Here is a 19783-nt window from a genome sequence, read left to right on the forward strand (position 1 = left end):
GCGTCCCCACCGACGCCACGCCACATGCCCATCACAACAATAAAATGAGGTGCTTCCGTGGAAATTTCCAAGTCCCGCTGGTACAGCCAGCTGTATGTGCAAGTGTTGATCGGCATCGTGATCGGCGCAGCAATCGGTTACTTCGTGCCTGATATCGGCGCCAAGCTGCAACCCTTTGCCGATGGCTTTATCAAACTGATCAAGATGCTCCTGGCGCCCATCATTTTCGGTACGGTTGTCGTGGGTATCGCTAAGATGGGCAGCATCAAGGAAGTCGGGCGCATCGGCGTGAAAGCGCTGATGTACTTCGAGATTCTTTCAACCATCGCCCTGGTCGTCGGCCTGATCGTGGTCAACATCGTCAAGCCTGGCGTAGGGATGAACATCAACGCCAACGCGCTTGATGTCAGTGCTATCAGCAAGTACAGCCAGGCCGCCAGCGAGCAAGGCGGGACCATCGAGTTCTTTCTCAACATCATCCCCCACACCTTCATCGGTGCATTCTCCAATGGCGTCATGCTTCAGGTCATCCTGCTTTCGGTGCTGATGGGCGTGGCACTGGTTCAAATGGGCGAAACCAGCAAGCCGCTGATCAACACCATCGATCTGTTCCTGCAAGGTCTGTTCAAGATCGTCGCAATGGTCATGCGCCTGGCGCCGATTGGTGCCGGTGCCGGCATGGCGTTCACGATTGGCAAATACGGGATCGGCACCTTGCTGTCACTCGGCCAGTTGCTGGTGGCGCTCTACATCACCACCCTGATTTTCATCGTGGTCGTGCTGGGTGCAGTGGCCAGGTGGTCGGGCATGCCGCTGATGCAGTTCCTGCGTTACTTCAAGGATGAAATTCTCATCACCCTGGGCACCTGCTCGACCGAAGCCGTGTTGCCCCGGATGATGGTGAAGCTTGAAAAGCTTGGCTGCAAAAAATCGGTGGTGGGCATGGTGCTGCCCACGGGCTACACCTTCAATGCGGACGGCACCTGCATCTACCTCACCATGGCGGCCATCTTCATCGCCCAGGCGACCAATACGCCCCTGACCTTCATGGATCAGATGATTTTGCTGGGCGTATTCCTGCTGACCTCGAAAGGCTCGGCGGGCGTGGCGGGCGCGGGGTTCGTGACGCTGGCTGCAACGCTCACGACCATCCACTCCATTCCACTGGTAGGCCTGGTCTTGCTGCTGGGCATCGATCGGTTCCTCAACGAGGCGCGGGCCGTGACCAACTTGATCGGCAACGGTATTGGCACCATCGCGATTGCCAAGTGGGACAACTCGTTCGATGCCGAGGCCTGCGAGCGTGAAATTACCGCAATGAAAAACGACAAGGCAGAGCGTAAAGCGTTGCTGGCACAAAAATAATTGGCATCGCCTACCGGTCATTCCTCTTCGAATAGGGCGCAATGACCGGTAGCCAATTCATGTGTTGTTCCGCAGGACGCCGGTTAGAGCACGTAGCAAGCTTCAGCCAGCTAATAACGTTATGGCCGACATCTTAATCTTGTATTTCATCTGCCCGAGCGCGGCTGTTTAGCATCGTCGATGTCTTCCTGTCGACGAGAACAACAACGTGAACCTTGGAACGATCATTACCCGAAGCGCCCGCTACTGGCCGGACCACATCGCCGTGGCGGACAGCCAGACACGTATAACCTACGCCCAGCTGGAACGCCGCAGCAACCGCCTGGCCTCAGGGCTGGGTACGCTGGGCGTGGCCGTCGGCGAGCATGTGGCGATCCTCGCTGCCAACCGCGTGGAGCTGGTGGAAGCGGAAGTGGCGCTGTACAAGGCGGCGATGGTCAAGGTACCGATCAATGCGCGGCTGTCGCTGGATGAAGTGGTGCGGGTGCTGGAAGACTCCTGCAGCGTTGCCCTGATCACCGACGCCAGCTTTGCCCAGGCGCTGGCAACGCGGCGCGCGCAGTTGCCGCTGCTGCGCCAGCTGATCGTGCTGGAGGGCGAGGGCGGTGACCTGGGCTATGCCGCGTTGCTCGAGCGCGGCAGCGAAGCAGCGCTGGGCCTGGACCCGCCTGACGACGCGCTGGCCGTGCTGCATTACACCTCCGGCAGCTCGGGCGTGCTCAAGGCCGCCATGCTGTCGTTCGGCAACCGCAAGGCGCTGGTGCGCAAGAGCATCGCCAGCCCCACGCGGCGCTCCGGGCCAGGCGACGTCATGGCCCACGTGGGGCCCATCACCCATGCCAGCGGCATGCAGATCATGCCGCTGCTGGCGGTGGGCGCCTGCAACCTGCTGCTCGATCGTTACGACGATCGCCTGTTGCTCGAGACCATCGAGCGCGAACGGGTGACCCGGCTGTTCCTGGTGCCGGCGATGATCAACCGGCTGGTCAACTACCCCGGCGTCGAGCGCTTCGACCTGTCCAGCCTGAAGCTGGTCATGTACGGCGCCGCGCCCATGGCGCCGGCCCTGGTCAAGAAAGCCATGGAACTGTTCGGGCCGATTCTGGTGCAGGGTTACGGCGCCGGGGAAACCTGCTCGCTGGTCACGGTGCTGACCGAGCAGGACCACCTGGTGAAAGACGGCGACTACCAGCGCCTGGCCTCCTGCGGGCGGTGCTATTTCGAAACCGACCTGCGGGTGGTCAACGAGGCGTTCGAGGATGTGGCGCCCGGCGAGGTCGGCGAGATCGTGGTCAAGGGCCCGGACGTCATGCAGGGCTACTGGCGCGCCCCGGCGCTCACCGCCGAGGTCATGCGTGATGGCTACTACCTCACCGGCGACCTGGCGAAGGTCGATGCGCAGGGTTATGTGTTCATCGTCGACCGCAAGAAGGAGATGATCATTTCCGGCGGTTTCAACGTGTACCCCAGCGAGGTGGAGCAGGTGATCTACGGCTTCCCTGAAGTGTTCGAGGTGGCGGTGGTCGGCGTGCCGGACGCCCAGTGGGGCGAAGCGGTGCGCGCGGTGGTAGTGCTCAAGCCTGGGGCGCAGCTGGAGGCCTCCGATCTCATCGAGCGTTGCAGCCGTGCGCTGGCCGGTTTCAAGAAGCCGCGCGGCGTTGACTTTGTCAGCGAACTGCCGAAAAACCCCAATGGCAAGGTGGTGCGCCGCCTGGTCCGGGACACCTACTGGCAACACAGCGAACGTCGTATCTGAACAGGGAGCATCACCATGTATCAACCAAGTGCAAAGGCTGCGCAGATCATCGAAGCGATCGAGGGTTTCGTCCGTGACCAGGTTCGCCCGCTGGAGCAGCAGGCGCAGCTGGACTGGGCGCGCCCGCATCCGCAGGCGGTGCTGCGGCAGGTGTGGAAGCGCTCCAGCGAGCAAGGCCTGTACACCGCCATGCTGCCCGAAAGCATGGGCGGAGCCGGCCTGAACGTGGCCGACCTGTGCGCGGTGAAGGAGGCCACGGTGCTGACAGGCTCCATGCTCGCGCCGCATGTGCTGGGCGAGCTGTCGGGGCCACCGCGGGTCGGCCACCTGTTAAAGGTGGCCAGCCCCTACCAGGTCGAGACCTTCCTGAAGCCAGTGTGCCGCGCTGAAAAAGCCGTGTGCTTTGCGCTGACCGAAGCCGAGGCAGGCTCGGATGCGACCGCCATTCGCACCCAGGCACACCGCGACGGCGACCACTATGTACTCAGCGGCAGCAAGCGCTACATCTCCGGGGCCACCTATGCCGATCTGGCGGTGCTGCTGGCGGTGACCGGGCCGGGGCAGGGCGCCCAGGGTATTTCGGCGTTCTTCGTCGACCTCAAGGCCCCAGGTGTGCGAATCGAGAGCGATTATTCGGTGATGTCCGGTGGTGGTGCCCATGGGGACATCGTGCTCGACCAAGTGCGCGTGCCGGCGGCCAACCTGATAGGTGAAGAGGGCCAGGGGTTCAAGCTGGCCATGGGGCGCATCACCCTCAACCGCCTGCTGCATTGCCCCACCCTGCTGGGGATGGCCGGCCTGGCCCTGAACCTGTCGATCGAGCATGCGCGCAGCCGCAAGCAGTTCGGCCAGCCGATCGCCATGTTCCAGGCGGTCAACCACATGATCGCCGACATGGCCACCGAGCTGCACGCTGCACGCAGCATGGTCTACGCCACGGCCCAGGTGAACGACGCCGGGGGCGATATCCGCACCCAGGCGCCGATGTGCAAGCTGTTCGTCTCTGAGGCCGCCTTCCGTATCGCCGACAAGGCGGTGCAGGTGCATGGCGGGGCCGGGTTGATGCAGGGCCACCCGGTGGAGTGGATTTTCCGCGCCACACGGATGATGCGTATCCTCACCGGCACCAGCGAGATCCAGCGCAACACCATCGCCAAAGGCGTGCTGATGCATGTCTGACCGATGGGCCGCCGTTGCGGCGGCCTTTTGGCAACACCCCACAACAATAACAAGAGTACTCGCCATGACTGCGGATTCTTCCCTGCCCAACGCTCGTACTGCCTGGATGGTGGCCGCGCTGCTGGCCCTGCTGATGCTGGTCAACTTTCTCGACAAGGTGGTGATCGGCCTGGTGGCGGTACCGATGAGCGCCGAACTGGGCCTGACGGCCACCGAGTTCGGCCTGATTGGCGGCGCTTTGCATTGGTTTTTCGCCATCTCCGCCGTGGTCGGTGGCTTCATGGCCAACCGGCGCCCAACCCGCACTCTGCTGTTGGGCATGGGCCTGTTCTGGGCGCTGATCCAGCTGCCGATGCTGTTTGCCACCTCACTGTGGGCCATTGTTGCCTGCCGGGTGCTGCTGGGCATCGGTGAGGGGCCGGCATCGCCGGTCGCCACCCATGCGCTGTACAAGTGGTTCCCCAACGACCGGCGCAACCTGCCGGTGGCCCTGCTGCATGCCGGCAGTGCCATGGGGCTGCTGGTGGCTGGGGCGATGATCCCCTGGGTCAGCCTGCATTACGGCTGGCGTACCAATTTCATCATCCTTGCGCTGATCGGCCTGGTCTGGTGCCTGCTGTGGTGGCGGCTAGGCCAGGAGGGCACCCTTGAGCGCCTGCGCGCCAGCCAGCTCAAGGCGAATGAACCGGCAATTCCCTATCGCAGGCTCTTGGGTGACCCCAGTGTACTGGGCAACTACCTGTGCCACTTCGCCGCCAACTGGTCGTTGGCCCTGACCCTGACCTGGGTACCCAGTTACCTGCAGGTGGGCCTGGGCATCGATCCGCTGCAGACCGGGCGCATCTTCGTCGTGTTCGTCGTGGTGACCACGCCGCTGAGCTTGCTGCTGGCCTGGTCCTCCCAGCGTCTGATGCGCCGCGGGCTGCCTTCGCGGGTGGCACGCGGCGTGTTCGTTTCAGTGTGCCTGATACTGGGCGGGCTGTTGTCGGCATCGCTGATCCTGCCCGGGCTGAGCACCGTCGTGCGGGTTGCCGCGCTGACCCTAAGTGGCGGCCTGGCCCTGGTCATGTATTCCGTGGGCCCGGCGATGCTCGCCGAGTTCACCCCTGCGGCCCAACGCGGCGGCATCCTCGCCATGGGCAACGGCATTGCTTCACTGGCCGGCCTGGCAGCGCCGGTGGTGACCGGCTTGCTGGTGCAGGGCGCGGGTGCCGACCACCCGGCGGGGTATGCCCAGGGGTTCCTGGTTTGCGGCGGGGTGCTGGTGGTGGCCGGGCTGGTTGGCCTGGCTACCTTGAACCCGCAGCGCACCCTGCAGCGCTTGCGCGACACGGCTGCTGGTGATGGGCAGGCGCGCGCTCAGACTGCCAGCTGAACGCCTGGCACGGACTCCAGCGGCTCGGCCTCCTTGCCGATCAGTTCGCCGCGCCAGCGGCCGCTGTTGACCAGGTCGATCAGCACGCTGCGCACCAGGTCGCGCAGGCAGCCGGCGGCGAACGACAGGGGTTTGTGCTGCGAATGAGCCAAGGCGATGGTGCGGCTGATGCGCGGCTCCACGATGCGCCGCGCCGCCGTGGGTTCAAGCAGTTCGCTCAGCGGCGGCCAGTTGCTGATGGTCGCCGCCAGGCTGGCGCGCACCAGGCTGGCGATGCCGGGCGCCGATTGCTGTTCGTAGGCCGCGGTCAGTGGCACGCCGGCTTCCATGGCGGCTTGCTCGATGCGCCGGCGCAGGTGCAGCGCCCGAGGTGGCAGCACCAGCCGGGTGGCGGCGGCTTCGGCCAGGGTGATGGTGGCGGGGGCACCCGGTGCTGATGCGCCGACCCAGTACAGCGCCTCGGTGAAGATCGGCTCGGCCTCGACATGGTCGAGCTCCTCGGCATTGGGCACCACGCCGAAGTCCACCTTGCCCAGTTCGATGGCCTGGCCGCCTTCGCGGCTGAGCCCGTCCCACACCGTCAGGGTCACGCCGGGGAAGCGCTGTTCGGCGCGCCTGACGATTTCCGGCAGCAGCAGGTCGGCGGCGGTGGCCGGGATGGAAATGGCCACGTGGCCCTTGGGGTCGCCGCGGCTCGATTTCAGCTCGTCCTTCACCGAGTCGAGTTTCTGCACCACCTGGCGGGCCACTTCATACAACTGGCGCCCGGCATCGGTCAGGGCAATGCCGTCGTGCTGGCGGTCGAGCAACTGCATTTCCAGTTCACTTTCCAGCAGGCTGATCTGCCTGCTCAGCGCAGGTTGCGCAATGTAGGCGCGGCGCGAGGCCGAGGAGAAGCTGCCGGCTTCGACGATGGCGATCAGGTAGCGGAGCTGTTTCAGGGTCATCGGAGCGGTTCCAAGGGTATGCCGAACTGATATGGCACGTATCCAAACACGTTATTTGTGAGGTTCGAAGCGCGGCTTCTAGTATCACCCCGAAAGGGCGGGCCAAGGCAAGCCCGGCCGAGACAACACAACAACAAGAGGCCAACCCCGATGAAACCTGCCGCCCTGCTGCGCAGCATTCTGCTCGTCAACGCCAGCCTGCTGGCCTTGCACCTTGGCGCCACTCCGCTGTTACCCGACCTGACGCCGGTGGGGGCCGAAGGCGGGCCCAGCAGCGACGGCCGCATTCCGGCCTGGAGTGGCGGCCTGCATGCGGGGCAGGTGTCGCTGGCGGTCAACGGCACGCCACTGGACCCGTACGCCGATGAGCAGCCGCTGTACGTCATCACTGCACAGAACTACAGGCAGTACCGGGAGCAACTGACGGCGGGGCAGGTGGCCTTGATGCAGCGTTACCCCAAGTCGTTTCGCCTGCCGGTGTACCCGTCGCACCGCAGTGTCGCGGTGCCGCCTCAGGTGGACGAATGGGCCCGGCACAATGCTGCCAGTGCTCGCCTGGTCAATGACGGCAATGGCGTGGAAGGCTTCACTGGCGTGCTGGCATTCCCCAGGCCCGGCAATGGGCTGCAGGTGCTGTGGAACCACCTCACCCGGCCACGCAACGGCAGTTACAGCCTGGCATCGGACAGCATCACCCCGCGTGGCGATGGGCGCTTCATGATGATGAGCCTGCAGCAGAGCTTTGCCCGGCCCGATGTGCTGCACGATGGCCAAACGGGCAATGTGCTGTATTACCTGAGCTACCGCATGACCGCGCCCTCGCGCCTGGCGGGCGATGCCGTGGTTCTGCACGAGACCCTCGATCAGGTGGCGCAGCCGCGCCTGTCGTGGCTGTACAGCAGCAGCCAGCGGCGGGTACGGCGTGCCCCGGCGCTGGCCTATGACAGCATCACCCCGGGCACGGCGGGCCTGCGCACGGCCGACAGCCGCGACATGTTCAATGGTGCCCCCGATCTCTATCAGTGGACCCTGGTGGGCAAGAAGGTCCTGCACGTGCCCTACAACAGCTATCGGCTGGCGTCGCCCCTGTTGGGTTATGCCGCGCTGGTCGGGCCTGGCCACGTCAACCCGCAACCCACCCGCTACGAGCTGCACCGGGTGTGGGAGGTGGTGGGCACCCTCAAACCTGGGGCGAAGCATATCTATGCCAGCCGCCGCTACTACCTCGACGAGGACAGCTGGGCCATCGTCGAGGCGGACTTCTTCGATCATAAAGGGCAGTTGTGGCGCACCGCCCAGGCCCACAGCTACTACCACGTCACCGGGCAGGCGCTGGTCAACGCCATGGAGGCGATCTACGACCTGCGCAGCGGCCGCTACCAGTTGTCGGGCCTGACCAACCAGCAGCCAAGGCCGTTTGCCTTCGATGTGCGCACCAGCGCTTCCTTCTTTTCACCCGGCGCATTGCGCAGCCAAGGGCTGCGCTGACACAGGACCCCCGATGAACTCCGATCACCGTGACACCCTGTGGGAGCGCTGGTTGCTGGGGCAGGGCAAAGCGCCCGACCCACGCTTCACCCTGGCCAATGAACGCACGTTTCTCGCCTGGATCCGCACCGCCCTGGCCTTGCTCGGTGGCGCCATTGCCATCGAAACCTTCGCCGCCCATGCCTGGCCCCCGTCGGGGCGCGTGGCGATGGAACTGGCGTTGCTGGCCACCAGCTTGCTGGTGAGCCTGGGCGCTGGCTGGCGCTGGTTGACTGTGGAGCGCGCACTGCGTCGCGAGGCGCCGCTGCCGCTGCCGCGCCTGGTGCCCCTGCTGAGCGTGGCATGCGGGCTTGCCTGCGTGCTGCTGGTAGCCGTGCTATGGGGGCGTTGGCATGGCTGATAGCGCGAGCGACACCGGGCTGCAGGCCGAACGTACGGTGCTGGCCTGGCGGCGCACGCAGGTGTCGTTGCTGCTGGTAGCGTGCCTGGCCTGGCGTGGCGAAATGTGGATGGTGGCCGGCATGGCGGCGCTGTTGGCGCTGCTGGGCCGGGCGCGCGAGCGCGGGGTCTACCGCCGTGGCCTGGGTATGCTGCGCCGCGAGCAGGGCCAGGCAGGCACCTGGATGGTGCCGCTCTGGACGTTGGGGGTGGCGGGTCTGGTGCTGGGCGTTTGGTTGCGCCGCTCGCTCTAGAGCGACGCTTTTGGTGGTTCAGGGTGTGACGATATTGAATCGTCCATCCGGTTCGTCCAGTCCTGCCATGAAGCGCATGAACTTCATCCGCTCGCCACTGATGTCGATATCACCCACGGTCGATTCCTTGAGAAAGCCGGTCCGCTTCAGGGCGATGCGGTCCAGGGTGGCCTTGCTCATCGTCACCTCGACGTCGGCCTGCGTGTGGCGGGTGTGGTCGCGGTGGGTGAGCACACCGTTGCGCAGGGTCAGGGCGTAGTCCTCGTCCAGGTCGGTGAAGCGCCAGTTGATGGTCAGGTCCTGCTCGGCGGCCTTGGCGGCGTCCACGCGTACGCCAAGATAGTCGAAGAACAACGAGGGGGTCAGGGCACGCACCAGGTCGTCGGCGCTGCCGCCCTTGCTGGCGGCCGGCCCCACGCCGGTGCGCAGCTCCTGCGCGCCGGTCAGGTAGGCGTTGCGCCAGGTGGCGTTCTCGCTCTGGTAGCCCAGTTGCTCCAGGGAGTCGGCCTGCAGCTCGCGCGCCGTACTGTTGTCGGGCTGGGCGAACACCAGGTGCCGGGTGAGCTCGGCAACCCAGCGGTAATCACCGTTGCCAAAGGCTTCGCGCGCCAGGGTCAGTACCCGCTCGGCGCCGCCCAGGGCCTTGACGTAATGCGTCCCGGCCTCGCTCGGCGGCAGTGGGTTGAGGGTCGCCGGGTTGCCGTCGTAGAAGCCCATGTAGCGCTGATACACCGCCCGAACGTTGTGGCTGAGCGAGCCATAGTAGTCGCGGCTGTACCATTTGCTGGCCAGCCGTGGCGGCAACGTGGTCAATTCGGCGGCAATCTCGGTGGGGCCAAGGCCGCGGTTGATCATGCGCAGGGTCTGGCTGTCGATGAACGCATACATGTCGCGCTGATCGGCCAGGTACTCGCGGATCGCCGCGCCACCCCAGGTCGGCCAATGGTGCTGGGCGAACACCACCTCGGCCTGGTCGCCATAGCGCAACAGCGACTGGTCCAGGTAGTGCCCCCACACCTTGGCATCGCGCACCTGGGCGCCGCGCAGGGTCAGCACGTTGTGCTGCACGTGGGAGGCGTTCTCGGCCATGCACAGGGCTTTGAACTGGGGGAACCACAGGTTCATTTCAGCAGGCGCTTCGGTACCAGGGGTGAGTTGGAACTCGATAGTGATACCGTCGATGCGCAGGGTCTCGAAGGGCTGTTCGATCAGCCGGGTCGGGGCGATCAGGCTGACCGTGGCATTGGCCGGCACACCCTTGCCCAGGCCTGCATCCACCTGGCCGCGTGGGCCGCGTGGCAGCGGCGCGCCGTACATGTACTGCGCCCGGCGCTTCATTGCAGGCCCGGCCAACACGTTTTCGCTGATGGCATGCTCGAAGAAGCCCTGCGGGGCGATGACCTGCACCTTGCCGGCCTTGACCTCGGCCTCGTCGATCACCCCGCGCACCCCCCCGAAGTGATCGACGTGGGGGTGGGTATAGATCACCGCCACCACCGGCCGCTGCGGGCGATGACGGAAGTACATCGCCAACCCGGCCCTGGCGGTTTCCATCGACAGCAGCGGGTCCATCACGATCAGGCCGTGCTCGCCTTCGACCAGGGTCATGTTGGCCAGGTCCAGCCCGCGCACCTGGTAGATGCCGTCGGTCACCTTGAACAACCCGGCGATGGTATTGAGCTGGGCAATGCGCCAAAGGCTTGGATTCACCGTGGCCGGTGCCTCGCCGTTGAGGAAGGCGTAGCGCTGAAGGTCCCAGACGGTTTTGCCGTCGGCATTGACCACGGCCTGTTCGACGGCTTCGAGCAGGCCGCGGCGCGCATTGTCGAAGTCGCTGCGGTCGGCGAAGGGCAGGCGCTGCAACCATTGCTGATTGCTCTGGCGAGTGAGGTCGGTGGCGTCCTTGGCCGGCCCGTCGGCCAGCGCCGCGAAGGGCAGGGCCAGGGCCAGCAGGCAGGGCAGTGTTGGTAGGCGCATGGGGTGGTCCTTGTTGTTCTGATGGCGAACACTCTAAGGAAAGAGCTTGCCGCCGAACCAATACCACTCTTGCATGGCTGTCCATGCCTGGATGCGATGGCTCAGCCGGCGCCAATGTCCATGATGCGCGCCACCAGCCAGGCCAGTGCGGGGTCGTGCTGGCGATGGGCTAGGTACACCAGCTCCAGCTGGAACGGCTCCAGGGCGAACGGCAGGTCGAATACCTGCAGCGGCAGCAGCCGGGCGAAATGGCGGGCCAGGGCGGTGGGCAGCACCACGCACAGGTCGGAGCTTGCGGCCAGGTGCGCGGCTTGCAGGTAATTGGGTGTGGTGTAGACGATGCGGCGGGCCAAGCCCTGTTCGCCCAGCCATTGATCGACCATGCCGCGGGTCTGACCGCCGTGCACCCACAGGTGACGCAGAGCGAGGAAGGCTTGCAGGTCGAGCGTGCCGTCCACTTCGGGGTGGCCCTGGCGCACCGCCACGTGCAGGGTTTCGCTGCGCCAGTGGCGTCGCTCGTAGCGCGCGGGCACATCATCGAAGCGCCCCAGCACGAGGTCGATTTCGCCTCGGTCCAGAGCTTCGGCCGGCAGGTTGGGAGTCAGGTGCAGCATGTCCACGCGTAAATGCGGCGCCTGGGTCTGCAAGGTGGCAAGCAAGCCGGGCACGCATAGCTGTTCGGCGAAGTCAGTGAGGGCGATGCGCAGCTGCCGGTGGCTGAGCTGCGGGTCGAAGCTGTCGCCGACGCCGAGGGTCTGCTCGATCAGTTGCAGCGCCGCGCGAATCGGGCCTTCCAGGGCCAAGGCGCGCGGGGTGGGGCGCATGCGCCGGCCCACGCGCACCAGCAGCGGGTCGCCCAGCAGGTCGCGCAGGCGAGCCAGGGCGTTGCTCACCGTTGGCTGGGTCAGGGCCAGGCGCTCGGCGGCGCGGGACACGTTCTGTTCACGCAGCAGCATGTCCAGCACACGCAGCAGGTTGAGATCGAAGTTGGATATATTCATGCAAAAAATACATGGGATGGAAAATGAGAATTTCAAAAATAGTAGTCGCCTGACTAGGGTGAGGGCAATGCCTTCACCACATCATCAGGAGCGTCACCCGTGAGTACTCCCTATAACGTTCAGCAGGCGGCGGTGATCGGCGCCGGCACCATGGGCCGCGGCATAGTCATCAGCCTGGCCCGGGCAGGCCTTCCGGTACTGTGGCTGGACAACGACCCCAGCGCCACGAAAGCCGGCCTGGTGATGCTCGCGCAGACCTGGGCACAGCAGGTGGCCAAGGGACGCATCGACCAGGCCGAGGCCGACGCCTGCCTGGCTCGGGTGCATCAGGTAATGGCGTATGCCGACATCGCCGAAGCCGACCTGGTGATCGAAGCGGTGTACGAGAACCTGGCGCTCAAGCAGGACATCTTCCGCACCTTGGACAGCACGCTCAAAGCCGAAGCCATCCTGGCCAGCAACACCTCGGCACTGGACATCGACGCCATCGCTGCCGTGACCCGTCGACCCGAGCAGGTGCTGGGGCTGCATTTCTTCAGCCCGGCCCATGTGATGCGGTTGTTGGAAGTCGTGCGGGGAGAGCGCACCTCGCCTGCTGTGCTCGATGCGGCCCAGGCCCTTGGGCAGCGCATGGGCAAGGAGGTGGTGGTGGCCGGCAACTGCCCGGGCTTCATTGGCAACCGCATGCTCGGCACTTATGTGGCCGAGGCGCGCAAGCTGCTGCTCGAAGGCGCCACGCCGCGGCGGGTAGATGAGGCGCTGCAGGCGTTCGGCATGGCCATGGGCCCGTTTCGCATGTATGACGTGGTCGGCATCGACCTGGAGTGGCGTGCGCGCCAGCTGGCCGGCAAAGGCATGGATGCGCCTTTGGTGCAGGTTGACAATGCCCTGTGCGCGCTGGAGCGTTTCGGTCAGAAAAGCGGCCAGGGTTACTACCGTTATGCCCCAGGCAGCCGCGAGGCCGAGCACGATCCCGAGGTCGATGCCCTGGTACTCAAGGTCGCCGAGGACCTGGGCGTGCACCGGCGCGAAATCGACGACGAGGAAATCCGCGAGCGTTGCCTGCTGGCGCTGGTCAATGAAGGGGCGAAGATTCTCGAGGAGTCGGTGGCCAGCTGCAGCGCCGACATCGACCGGGTCTACCTGCATGGCTATGGCTTCCCGGCAGAGGCCGGCGGACCGATGCGCTGGGCCGATCAGCAGGGGCTTGGGTTGTTGCTGGCACGGCTGGAGCGCCTGCAGGGCCGGTTCGGCGGACTCTGGCGCCCGGCCGGGCTGCTGATGCGCCTGGTGGCTGAGGGCAAACGGCTGGCTGATGTCCGCGAGGGCCGCGCATGAACTACCAAGCCCCCCTGCGTGACATGCACTTCGTGCTGCACGAACTGTTCGATGTGACGGCGCATTGTGCCCGCCTGGGCAGCGAGCTGGACCGCGAAACCATCGATGGCATCCTTGAACAGGGTGCACGCTTTGCCGCCGAGGTGGTTGCGCCGCTGAACCGCCAGGGCGACGAGCAGGGCTGCCGCCTGGAGCAAGGCAGCGTGCGCACACCCGATGGCTTTCGCCACGCCTACCGGCAGTATGTAGAACAGGGCTTGGGTGGCATGACCGGCCCCCTGGACCACGATGGCCAGGGCCTGCCGCAAATGGTCTCGGCCTGTTTTCACGAAATGCTGATGGGGGCGTCGCTGTCGTTTCGAATCTATTCCGGCCTGACCGAGGGCGCCGTGCTGGCCTTGCATCGGCATGGTAGCGCAGCGCTCAAACGCGACTACCTGGGCAAGCTGGTCAGCGGTGAATGGGCTGGAACCATGTGCCTGACCGAGCCGCAGGCCGGCACTGACCTGGCGCTGCTGCGCACCCGCGCCGAGCTGCATGGCGATGGCAGCTACCGCATCAGCGGCAGCAAGATCTTCATCAGCGGCGGCGACCAGGACCTGACCGACAACATCGTCCACCTGGTGCTGGCGCGCCTGCCGGATGCGCCGGCCGGTGTGCGTGGCATCAGCCTGTTCCTGGTGCCCAAGTTCGAATGCACAGGGGACAGTGGGCTGGGTGCACGCAATGCCGTCGAATGCGGCGCGCTCGAGCACAAGATGGGCATCAAGGGTGCGGCGACGTGTGTGATGAACTTCGATGGCGCCCGTGGCTGGCTGGTGGGCGAGGCCAACCAGGGCCTGGCCTGCATGTTCACCATGATGAACGATGCGCGCTTCCAGGTCGGCCTGCAGGGGCTGGGCATCGCCGAGGCGGCCTTCCAGGGTGGCCTGGCCTATGCCCGCGAGCGCCTGCAGTCCCGCAGCCTGGCCGGGCCGGTGGCGCCCGAGCGCAGTGCCGACCCGATCATCTGCCACCCTGATGTGCGGCGCATGCTGCTCACCCAGAAAACCCTCAGCGAGGGCTGCCGCATGCTGGCGGCCCTTGCAGCCCAAGCGCTGGACCTGGAGCACGGCGCCGCGCAGCCTGAAGCGCAGGCTGCCGCCGGGCACCGGGCGGCGTTACTGATCCCCATCGTCAAGGCATTTCTCACCGACGTCGGCCAGGAGGCCGCCAGCCTGGGCGTGCAGCTGTACGGCGGGCATGGCTACATCCGCGAATGGGGGATGGAGCAACTGATGCGCGACAGCCGTATCACGCAGTTATATGAGGGCACCAATGGCATCCAGGCCCTGGACCTGATTCGCCGCAAGGTGCTCGGCGATGGCGGCGAGCAGCTGCGCCTGCTGATCGATGAGTTGCTCGAAGCGGCACGCAACTGCCGCGCCGACGCGCTGGCCGGGATGGTCCAGGTTGTCTCTCAGCGCCTGCAGGAGTGGCGCAACCTGAGCGCCGAGGTGCTGGACGCCTGCCGCTGCGACCCACAGGAAATCGGCGCGGTATCGGTGGATTTTCTCGCCTACTCGGGCTACGTGCTGCTGGCCGCGCTGTGGCTGCGGGCTGCCGAAACGGCCAGCGCGGCATTGGCCGCAGGCAGCGAAGACAGTGCCTTCTACCAGGCCAAGCTGGACGCCGCAGCCTTCTACTGGCGGCGGGTGTTGCCGCGCGCGAGTGCCCACTGCGAGGCGTTGCGCGGCGGCGCACAGTGCCTGATGAGCCTGGATGAAGCGCACTTCGCCTTCTGATCCGCTCCAGCTGTTCACCCACAAGAACAAGAGGAACTCGAACATGCAGCCTTTCAGTTTTGCCACCACCCCCCATCTGCTGTGCGAACCCGGCGCTGCCGGGCGCCTGGCGCAGCTGTGCCAGCAACGCGGCGCACGCCGCGTGCTGATCGTGACCGACCCAGGCATCGTCAACCTGGGCATGCTCGATGACTTGCTACCAGGGTTCACCCAGGCGCACCTGAGCGTGGCGATCTTCAGCGAAGTCAGCGCCGACCCAAGCCACGCATGCGTGCTGGCGGCGGTCGGCAGGGCGCGGCATATTGGCGCCGAGCTGATCGTCGGTTTCGGTGGCGGCAGCTCCATGGATGTCGCCAAGCTGGTGGCGCTGCTGGCGCACCCGGCCTGTGACCAGACCCTGGAAGCGGTCTACGGCATCGACCAGGCCAAAGGCCAGCGCCTGCCGCTGATCCAGGTGCCGACTACCGCCGGGACCGGTTCGGAGGTCACCCCCGTCGCCGTGATCACCACCGGCGAGGCGGCCAAGATGGCGGTGATTTCACCGCTGTTGCTGCCCGACCTGGCGCTGCTCGACGCCGAGCGCACCCTGGGCCTGCCCCCGGCGATCACCGCAGCCACGGGTATCGATGCCATGGTCCATGCCATCGAGGCCACCACCAGCCAGTTCAAGCGCAATCCGCTGTCCAGCCTGTTGGCCCGTGAAGCGTTGGCGCTGCTGGCCGGCAACCTCGACCAGGCGATACACAACGGCGGCAACCTGGCTGCGCGCCAGGCCATGCTGCTGGGGGCCTGCCTGGCCGGGCAGGCGTTTGCCAACGCGCCGGTGGCGGCGGTGCACGCGCTGGCCTATCCGCTGGGGGCGCGTTACCACGTGCCGCATGGGCTGGCCAACGCCCTGGTGCTGCCCCACGTGATGCGCTTCAACCAGCGCGAAGCATTCGCCGACTATGCGGCGCTGGCGCCGGCGCTGCTGGGTGAGCGCCTAGTGCCTGGCGACTCCCATGAGCTGTGCAGCCAGTTCATCGATGAGCTTGCACAACTGGCGCCGCGCTGCGGCCTGCCCAACCGGCTGCGTGATGTCGGCGTACCGCGGCACAGCTTGCCGTCGCTGGCCGAGGATGCCTTGCAACAGCAACGGTTGCTGGTCAACAACCCGCGCAAGGTGACCCTCTCCGATGCCCTGGCCCTCTACCAGGCGGCGTTCTGAGCATGGCCAGGGAGCGCCCGCTGCGCGGCGCCTACCGCCACTTCCAGCCGATCACCACGCGCTGGCACGACAACGACCTGTATGGGCATGTGAACAATGTCGTCTATTACGGTTTTTTCGACAGTGCCGTGAGTAGCTGGCTGATCGAGCACGCTGGCCTGGATATCCACCACGACCCGGTGGTGGCCTACGTAGCCGGGTCCGCCTGCGACTATTTCGCCGCCATTGCCTTCCCTCAACGCATCGAAGTGGGCATTGCCGTCGAGCGGCTGGGCAACAGTTCGGTGCAGTACGCCCTGGCGGTGTTCGTCGAGGGCGAACCTGAAGCCTGCGCGGCCGGCCGTTTCACCCATGTCTTCGTCAACCGCCGTGACAACCGACCGGTCGCCATTCCCGCCAAGCTGCGCAGCGCCTACGAGCACCTGCTGCCGGTGTAACTGCCCAAGGAGAGCTGTTTCATGCAAGACGCCGTCATCGTATCCACCGCGCGCACGCCGATCGCCAAGGCCTGGCGCGGCGCCTTCAACGACCTCACCACGCCCAGCATGAGCGCCATTGCCATCCGCGCTGCAGTTGAGCGCGCGGGCATAGAACCGGGCGAAATCGAGGACCTGGTGCTGGGTACCGCCATGCAGAGTGGTACCGCTGCGATCAACCCTGCGCGGTTGTCGGCCCTGGCGGCCGGGCTGCCGCTGTCGGTGGCCGGGCAGACCATCGACCGGCAATGCGCCTCGGGGCTGATGGCCGTCGCCATCAGTGCCCAGCAAATTCGCGGCGAGGGCATGCAGGTGGTGGTCGGGGCCGGGCAGGAGCAGATCAGCCTGGTGCAACAGGCGCACATGCAGGCCGCCAATGCTGCCCAAGACGCCACGGTGCGGCGCATGTGCGAGCACGCCTACATGCCCATGCTGCACACGGCCGAGCACGTCGCCAAACGCTATGGCATCGATCGCCACGCCCAGGACCGTTACTCCTTGCTGTCGCAGCAGCGAACAGCGGCAGCGCAGGAGGCCGGTTTGTTCGCTGATGAAATCGTGCCGGTCACGGCGCAACGCAGGGTGGTCGACAAGGCGACCGGCATTCAGACCCACGAACGCGTGCACCTGAGCCAGGACGAAGGTAACCGCCCGCAGACCCGGCTGGCGGACCTTGAGGCACTGCAACCGGTGATCGAGGGTGGCTGCGTGACCGCAGGCAACGCCAGCCAGTTGTCCGATGGTGCCAGCGCCTGTGTGCTGATGAGCGGTGCACGGGCGGCACGCGCGGGCTGTCACCCGCTGGGACTCTACCGGGGCATGGCGGTGGTCGGCCTGGCCCCGGAGGAAATGGGCATTGGCCCGGTGCTGGCGATACCGCGCCTGTTGGCGCGTCACGCGTTGCGGGTCGAGGACATCGGGTTGTGGGAGATCAACGAGGCGTTCGCCTGTCAGGTGCTCTACTGCGCCGAATACCTGGGCATCGACCCGGCGCGGCTCAACGTCAACGGTGGGGCCATCGCTATCGGCCACCCCTATGGCATGAGCGGTGCGCGCATGGTCGGGCATGCCTTGCTCGAAGGCCGCCGGCGCAAGGTGCGCTATGTGGTGGTGAGCATGTGCGTCGGCGGTGGCATGGGCGCGGCGGGCTTGTTCGAGGTGCTCTGAACCACCGCCGTCGAGCCATAACGAACCGGCATGGCATTGATCCGAAGACGCTATTTGTGAGCGTCGTCAAACCTACCTGATACTCCCAGTCACCGTCACCGCCGGCCTGAGCGGCCGGCGCGTCCGCGCTGAACCCATCATTTCCCTCTCTAATAAAACAACAAGAGGTTAAGAGTGAGCGCAACCCTTCTATTCTGTCGGCGCCGCGCGCCGCTGGCGGCCCTGTGCTGCCTGCTTGCCACCCCGGTTGCGGGCGTCCAATTCGACGTTGGCCCGCTGCAAGGGCGCTTCGACTCGGCCCTGTCATTCGGTACTGCCGTCAGCACTGCCAACCCCGACAAACAGCAGTTGCAGGCTGCCAACGGCAACGACGGGCGGCGCAACTACCGCGCGGGCGACGTGTTTTCGGCAATCTTCAAAGGCACCCACGACCTGGAACTGCGCCGCGATAATGTCGGTGTATTCCTGCGTGGCACCTACTGGTATGACACCGCACAGCGCGACCACAGCCAGCGGGCAGTCGACATCGACGACCGCAACCGCCAGGTCTCGGCGAAAACCGCTGGTGCGGAGCTGCTCGATGCGTTCGCCTACGCCCTTTACGACATCGACGGTGAGCCCGGTTCGCTGCGCCTGGGCAAACAGGTGGTGAACTGGGGGGAAAGCCTGTTCATCCAAGGCGGGCTGAATGTGGTCAATCCCTTCAATCAGGCTGCGCTGCGCCGGCCCGGTTCAGAGGTGAAGGACGCCCTGGCGCCGGTCAACCTGGTGTATGTCACGCAGAACCTCAACCAGGCGCTGTCTTTCGACGCCTTCTACCAGCTGGACTGGGAGCAGGCCCGGCTGGACAACTGCGCAACGTTCTTTTCCGGCAACGACTTCATGCCCGAGGGCTGCCAGGGCCTTGATGTCGGCGGGCAGATGGTCACCAACCCGGCCGTTTCGCAGGCCCTGGCCCCGTTCGGCGTAACCCTGACGGAGGAAGGCGTGCGTGTGCCCCGGGGTGCCGACCAGGATGCGCGCAATGGCGGCCAATGGGGTTTTTCGCTGCACTGGTACATCGAGCGGCTGGATACCGAGTTCGGCCTGTTCGCCGCCAACTACCACAGCCGCTCGCCCTACCTGGGCACGGTCAGCAGCCGCTATTACGCCAATACGGAGTTTGCCAGGGAACTGTGCGGCAATGTCGGCGTGGTGCTGGCCAACTGCGGCGCTTTTCTGGCTTCCAGCAACGGGCAGACCCTGGCCGGTGCGCTGCGCATGGGCACCTCGCAGTACCGGGCGCAATACCCAGAGGATATCCGCCTGTACGGCCTCACTTTCGCCACTACTCTGCGCAACGGTATCGCCGTGCAAGGGGAGCTGAGCTACCGACCGAACATGCCCGTACAGCTCAACGGCAACGATGTGTTGCAGTCGTTGCTCAATGCCCCTGGCCGCAGCCCGCTGAACGCCGAAGGCCTGCGCCCTGCGACCGACGACACGCCATTCGACGGTTATCGGCGCAAGGAGGTGACCCAGGCCCAGGTGTCGGCCGTGCAGGCGTTCAGCCAGGTCATGGGCGCCAACCAGTTGCTATTGATGGGCGAGGTGGGTGCCACCTATGTCGGCGGGCTGGAGGGGCGTTTCGGGCCGCGTTATGGCCGCTCCGGTGCCTATGGCAACGGCGAACTGGCCGACAACAGCCTTTGCCTGGCGATCTCGAAAAGCCCGGGTGACTGCAACGGCGAGGGTTTTGTCACGCCCTTTTCCTGGGGGTACCGGCTGCGTGCGACCTGGAGCTACCCGAACCTGATCCAGGGCCTGGACATCCGCCCCAGCCTGGCCTGGGCCCATGACGTCAAGGGTTACTCACCCGCGGACGGCTCAGCCTTCAACCAAGGCTCGCGCTCGATCAGCCTGGGCGTGGACGTCAGTCTGGCCAGCCAGTACTGGGCAAGCCTGGCCTACACCGATTACCTCGACGGCGATTACGGCACCCGCGGCGACCGGGATTATGTCGCGTTCAGCGTGGGCGCCACTTTCTAGTGC

General features: G+C 65.7%; 16 protein-coding genes. 13 read left to right on the forward strand and 3 right to left on the reverse strand.

The features are described from left to right. Positions 1-57: 57 nt before the first annotated feature. The 4 genes from dctA (at position 58) to AC0ZZU_RS20270 (ending at position 5675) form a co-directional block, all read left to right on the forward strand. Positions 58-1365: a C4-dicarboxylate transporter DctA gene (gene dctA / locus AC0ZZU_RS20255; RefSeq protein ID WP_476343050.1), complete on the forward strand. Its 1308-nt coding sequence runs from the start codon at positions 58-60 to the stop codon at positions 1363-1365. A 208-nt stretch (positions 1366-1573) separates the two neighbouring features. Next, positions 1574-3121 carry an AMP-binding protein gene (locus tag AC0ZZU_RS20260; protein ID WP_476343052.1) on the forward strand — a complete coding sequence of 516 codons (1548 nt, stop codon included), beginning with the start codon at positions 1574-1576 and terminating at the stop codon, positions 3119-3121. Positions 3122-3136: 15 nt separating this feature from the next. Further along, a complete protein-coding gene (locus tag AC0ZZU_RS20265) occupies positions 3137-4300 on the forward strand; it encodes an acyl-CoA dehydrogenase family protein (protein WP_476343053.1) in 1164 nt (387 codons plus the stop codon). A gap of 106 nt (positions 4301-4406) precedes the next feature. After that, positions 4407-5675, forward strand: coding sequence for an MFS transporter (locus AC0ZZU_RS20270; RefSeq protein WP_476343106.1), 1269 nt, complete (start codon positions 4407-4409; stop codon positions 5673-5675). Here the strand turns inward: AC0ZZU_RS20270 and AC0ZZU_RS20275 are convergent. Continuing rightward, a complete protein-coding gene (locus tag AC0ZZU_RS20275) occupies positions 5660-6622 on the reverse strand; it encodes a LysR family transcriptional regulator (protein ID WP_476343054.1) in 963 nt (320 codons plus the stop codon). The genes AC0ZZU_RS20270 and AC0ZZU_RS20275 overlap by 16 nt on opposite strands. A 150-nt stretch (positions 6623-6772) precedes the next feature. On the opposite strand from AC0ZZU_RS20275, the gene AC0ZZU_RS20280 reads away from it, so the two are divergent. Genes AC0ZZU_RS20280 through AC0ZZU_RS20290 form a run of 3 tightly spaced genes read left to right on the forward strand, consistent with a single transcriptional unit; the run spans position 6773 to position 8802 of the window. Continuing rightward, a complete protein-coding gene (locus AC0ZZU_RS20280; protein WP_476343055.1) occupies positions 6773-8110 on the forward strand; it encodes a DUF1329 domain-containing protein in 1338 nt (445 codons plus the stop codon). Between the two features lie 13 nt (positions 8111-8123). Next, complete coding sequence (locus AC0ZZU_RS20285) at positions 8124-8510, forward strand: YidH family protein (protein WP_476343057.1); 387 nt, start codon at positions 8124-8126, stop codon at positions 8508-8510. Then, the gene (locus tag AC0ZZU_RS20290; protein ID WP_476343059.1) at positions 8503-8802 is read left to right on the forward strand and encodes a DUF202 domain-containing protein; all 300 of its coding nucleotides are present in this window, start codon (positions 8503-8505) and stop codon (positions 8800-8802) included. The genes AC0ZZU_RS20285 and AC0ZZU_RS20290 overlap by 8 nt, the downstream gene beginning before the upstream one ends. Before the next feature lie 18 nt (positions 8803-8820). On the opposite strand, the gene AC0ZZU_RS20295 is transcribed toward AC0ZZU_RS20290, so the two are convergent. Both AC0ZZU_RS20295 and AC0ZZU_RS20300 read right to left on the reverse strand, forming a co-directional pair. Continuing rightward, positions 8821-10779, reverse strand: a complete 1959-nt coding sequence (locus AC0ZZU_RS20295; protein WP_476343060.1) for an alkyl/aryl-sulfatase — start codon at positions 10777-10779, stop codon at positions 8821-8823. Between the two features lie 101 nt (positions 10780-10880). Next, the gene (locus AC0ZZU_RS20300) at positions 10881-11780 is read right to left on the reverse strand and encodes a LysR family transcriptional regulator (protein WP_476343062.1); all 900 of its coding nucleotides are present in this window, start codon (positions 11778-11780) and stop codon (positions 10881-10883) included. A 99-nt stretch (positions 11781-11879) separates the two neighbouring features. Here AC0ZZU_RS20300 and AC0ZZU_RS20305 point away from each other — a divergent pair, with 99 nt between their 5' ends. The 6 genes from AC0ZZU_RS20305 to AC0ZZU_RS20330 all read left to right on the forward strand — a co-directional run bounded on the left by AC0ZZU_RS20305 (position 11880) and on the right by AC0ZZU_RS20330 (position 19780). Further along, a complete protein-coding gene (locus tag AC0ZZU_RS20305; RefSeq protein ID WP_476343064.1) occupies positions 11880-13118 on the forward strand; it encodes a 3-hydroxyacyl-CoA dehydrogenase in 1239 nt (412 codons plus the stop codon). Next, positions 13115-14902 (forward strand): acyl-CoA dehydrogenase C-terminal domain-containing protein, encoded by a 1788-nt coding sequence (locus tag AC0ZZU_RS20310; protein ID WP_476343066.1) that lies wholly within the window; start codon positions 13115-13117, stop codon positions 14900-14902. The genes AC0ZZU_RS20305 and AC0ZZU_RS20310 overlap by 4 nt, the downstream gene beginning before the upstream one ends. Before the next feature lie 43 nt (positions 14903-14945). Next, positions 14946-16109 (forward strand): iron-containing alcohol dehydrogenase, encoded by a 1164-nt coding sequence (locus AC0ZZU_RS20315; protein WP_476343068.1) that lies wholly within the window; start codon positions 14946-14948, stop codon positions 16107-16109. Between the two features lie 2 nt (positions 16110-16111). Then, positions 16112-16546: an acyl-CoA thioesterase gene (locus tag AC0ZZU_RS20320; protein WP_476343069.1), complete on the forward strand. Its 435-nt coding sequence runs from the start codon at positions 16112-16114 to the stop codon at positions 16544-16546. Between the two features lie 21 nt (positions 16547-16567). Next, positions 16568-17752, forward strand: a complete 1185-nt coding sequence (locus AC0ZZU_RS20325; protein WP_476343070.1) for an acetyl-CoA C-acyltransferase — start codon at positions 16568-16570, stop codon at positions 17750-17752. 174 nt (positions 17753-17926) lie between these two features. After that, positions 17927-19780: a DUF1302 domain-containing protein gene (locus tag AC0ZZU_RS20330; RefSeq protein ID WP_476343072.1), complete on the forward strand. Its 1854-nt coding sequence runs from the start codon at positions 17927-17929 to the stop codon at positions 19778-19780. The last annotated feature ends 3 nt before the right edge of the window (positions 19781-19783 follow it).

This window comes from Pseudomonas sp. JE3303 (assembly GCF_056312565.1).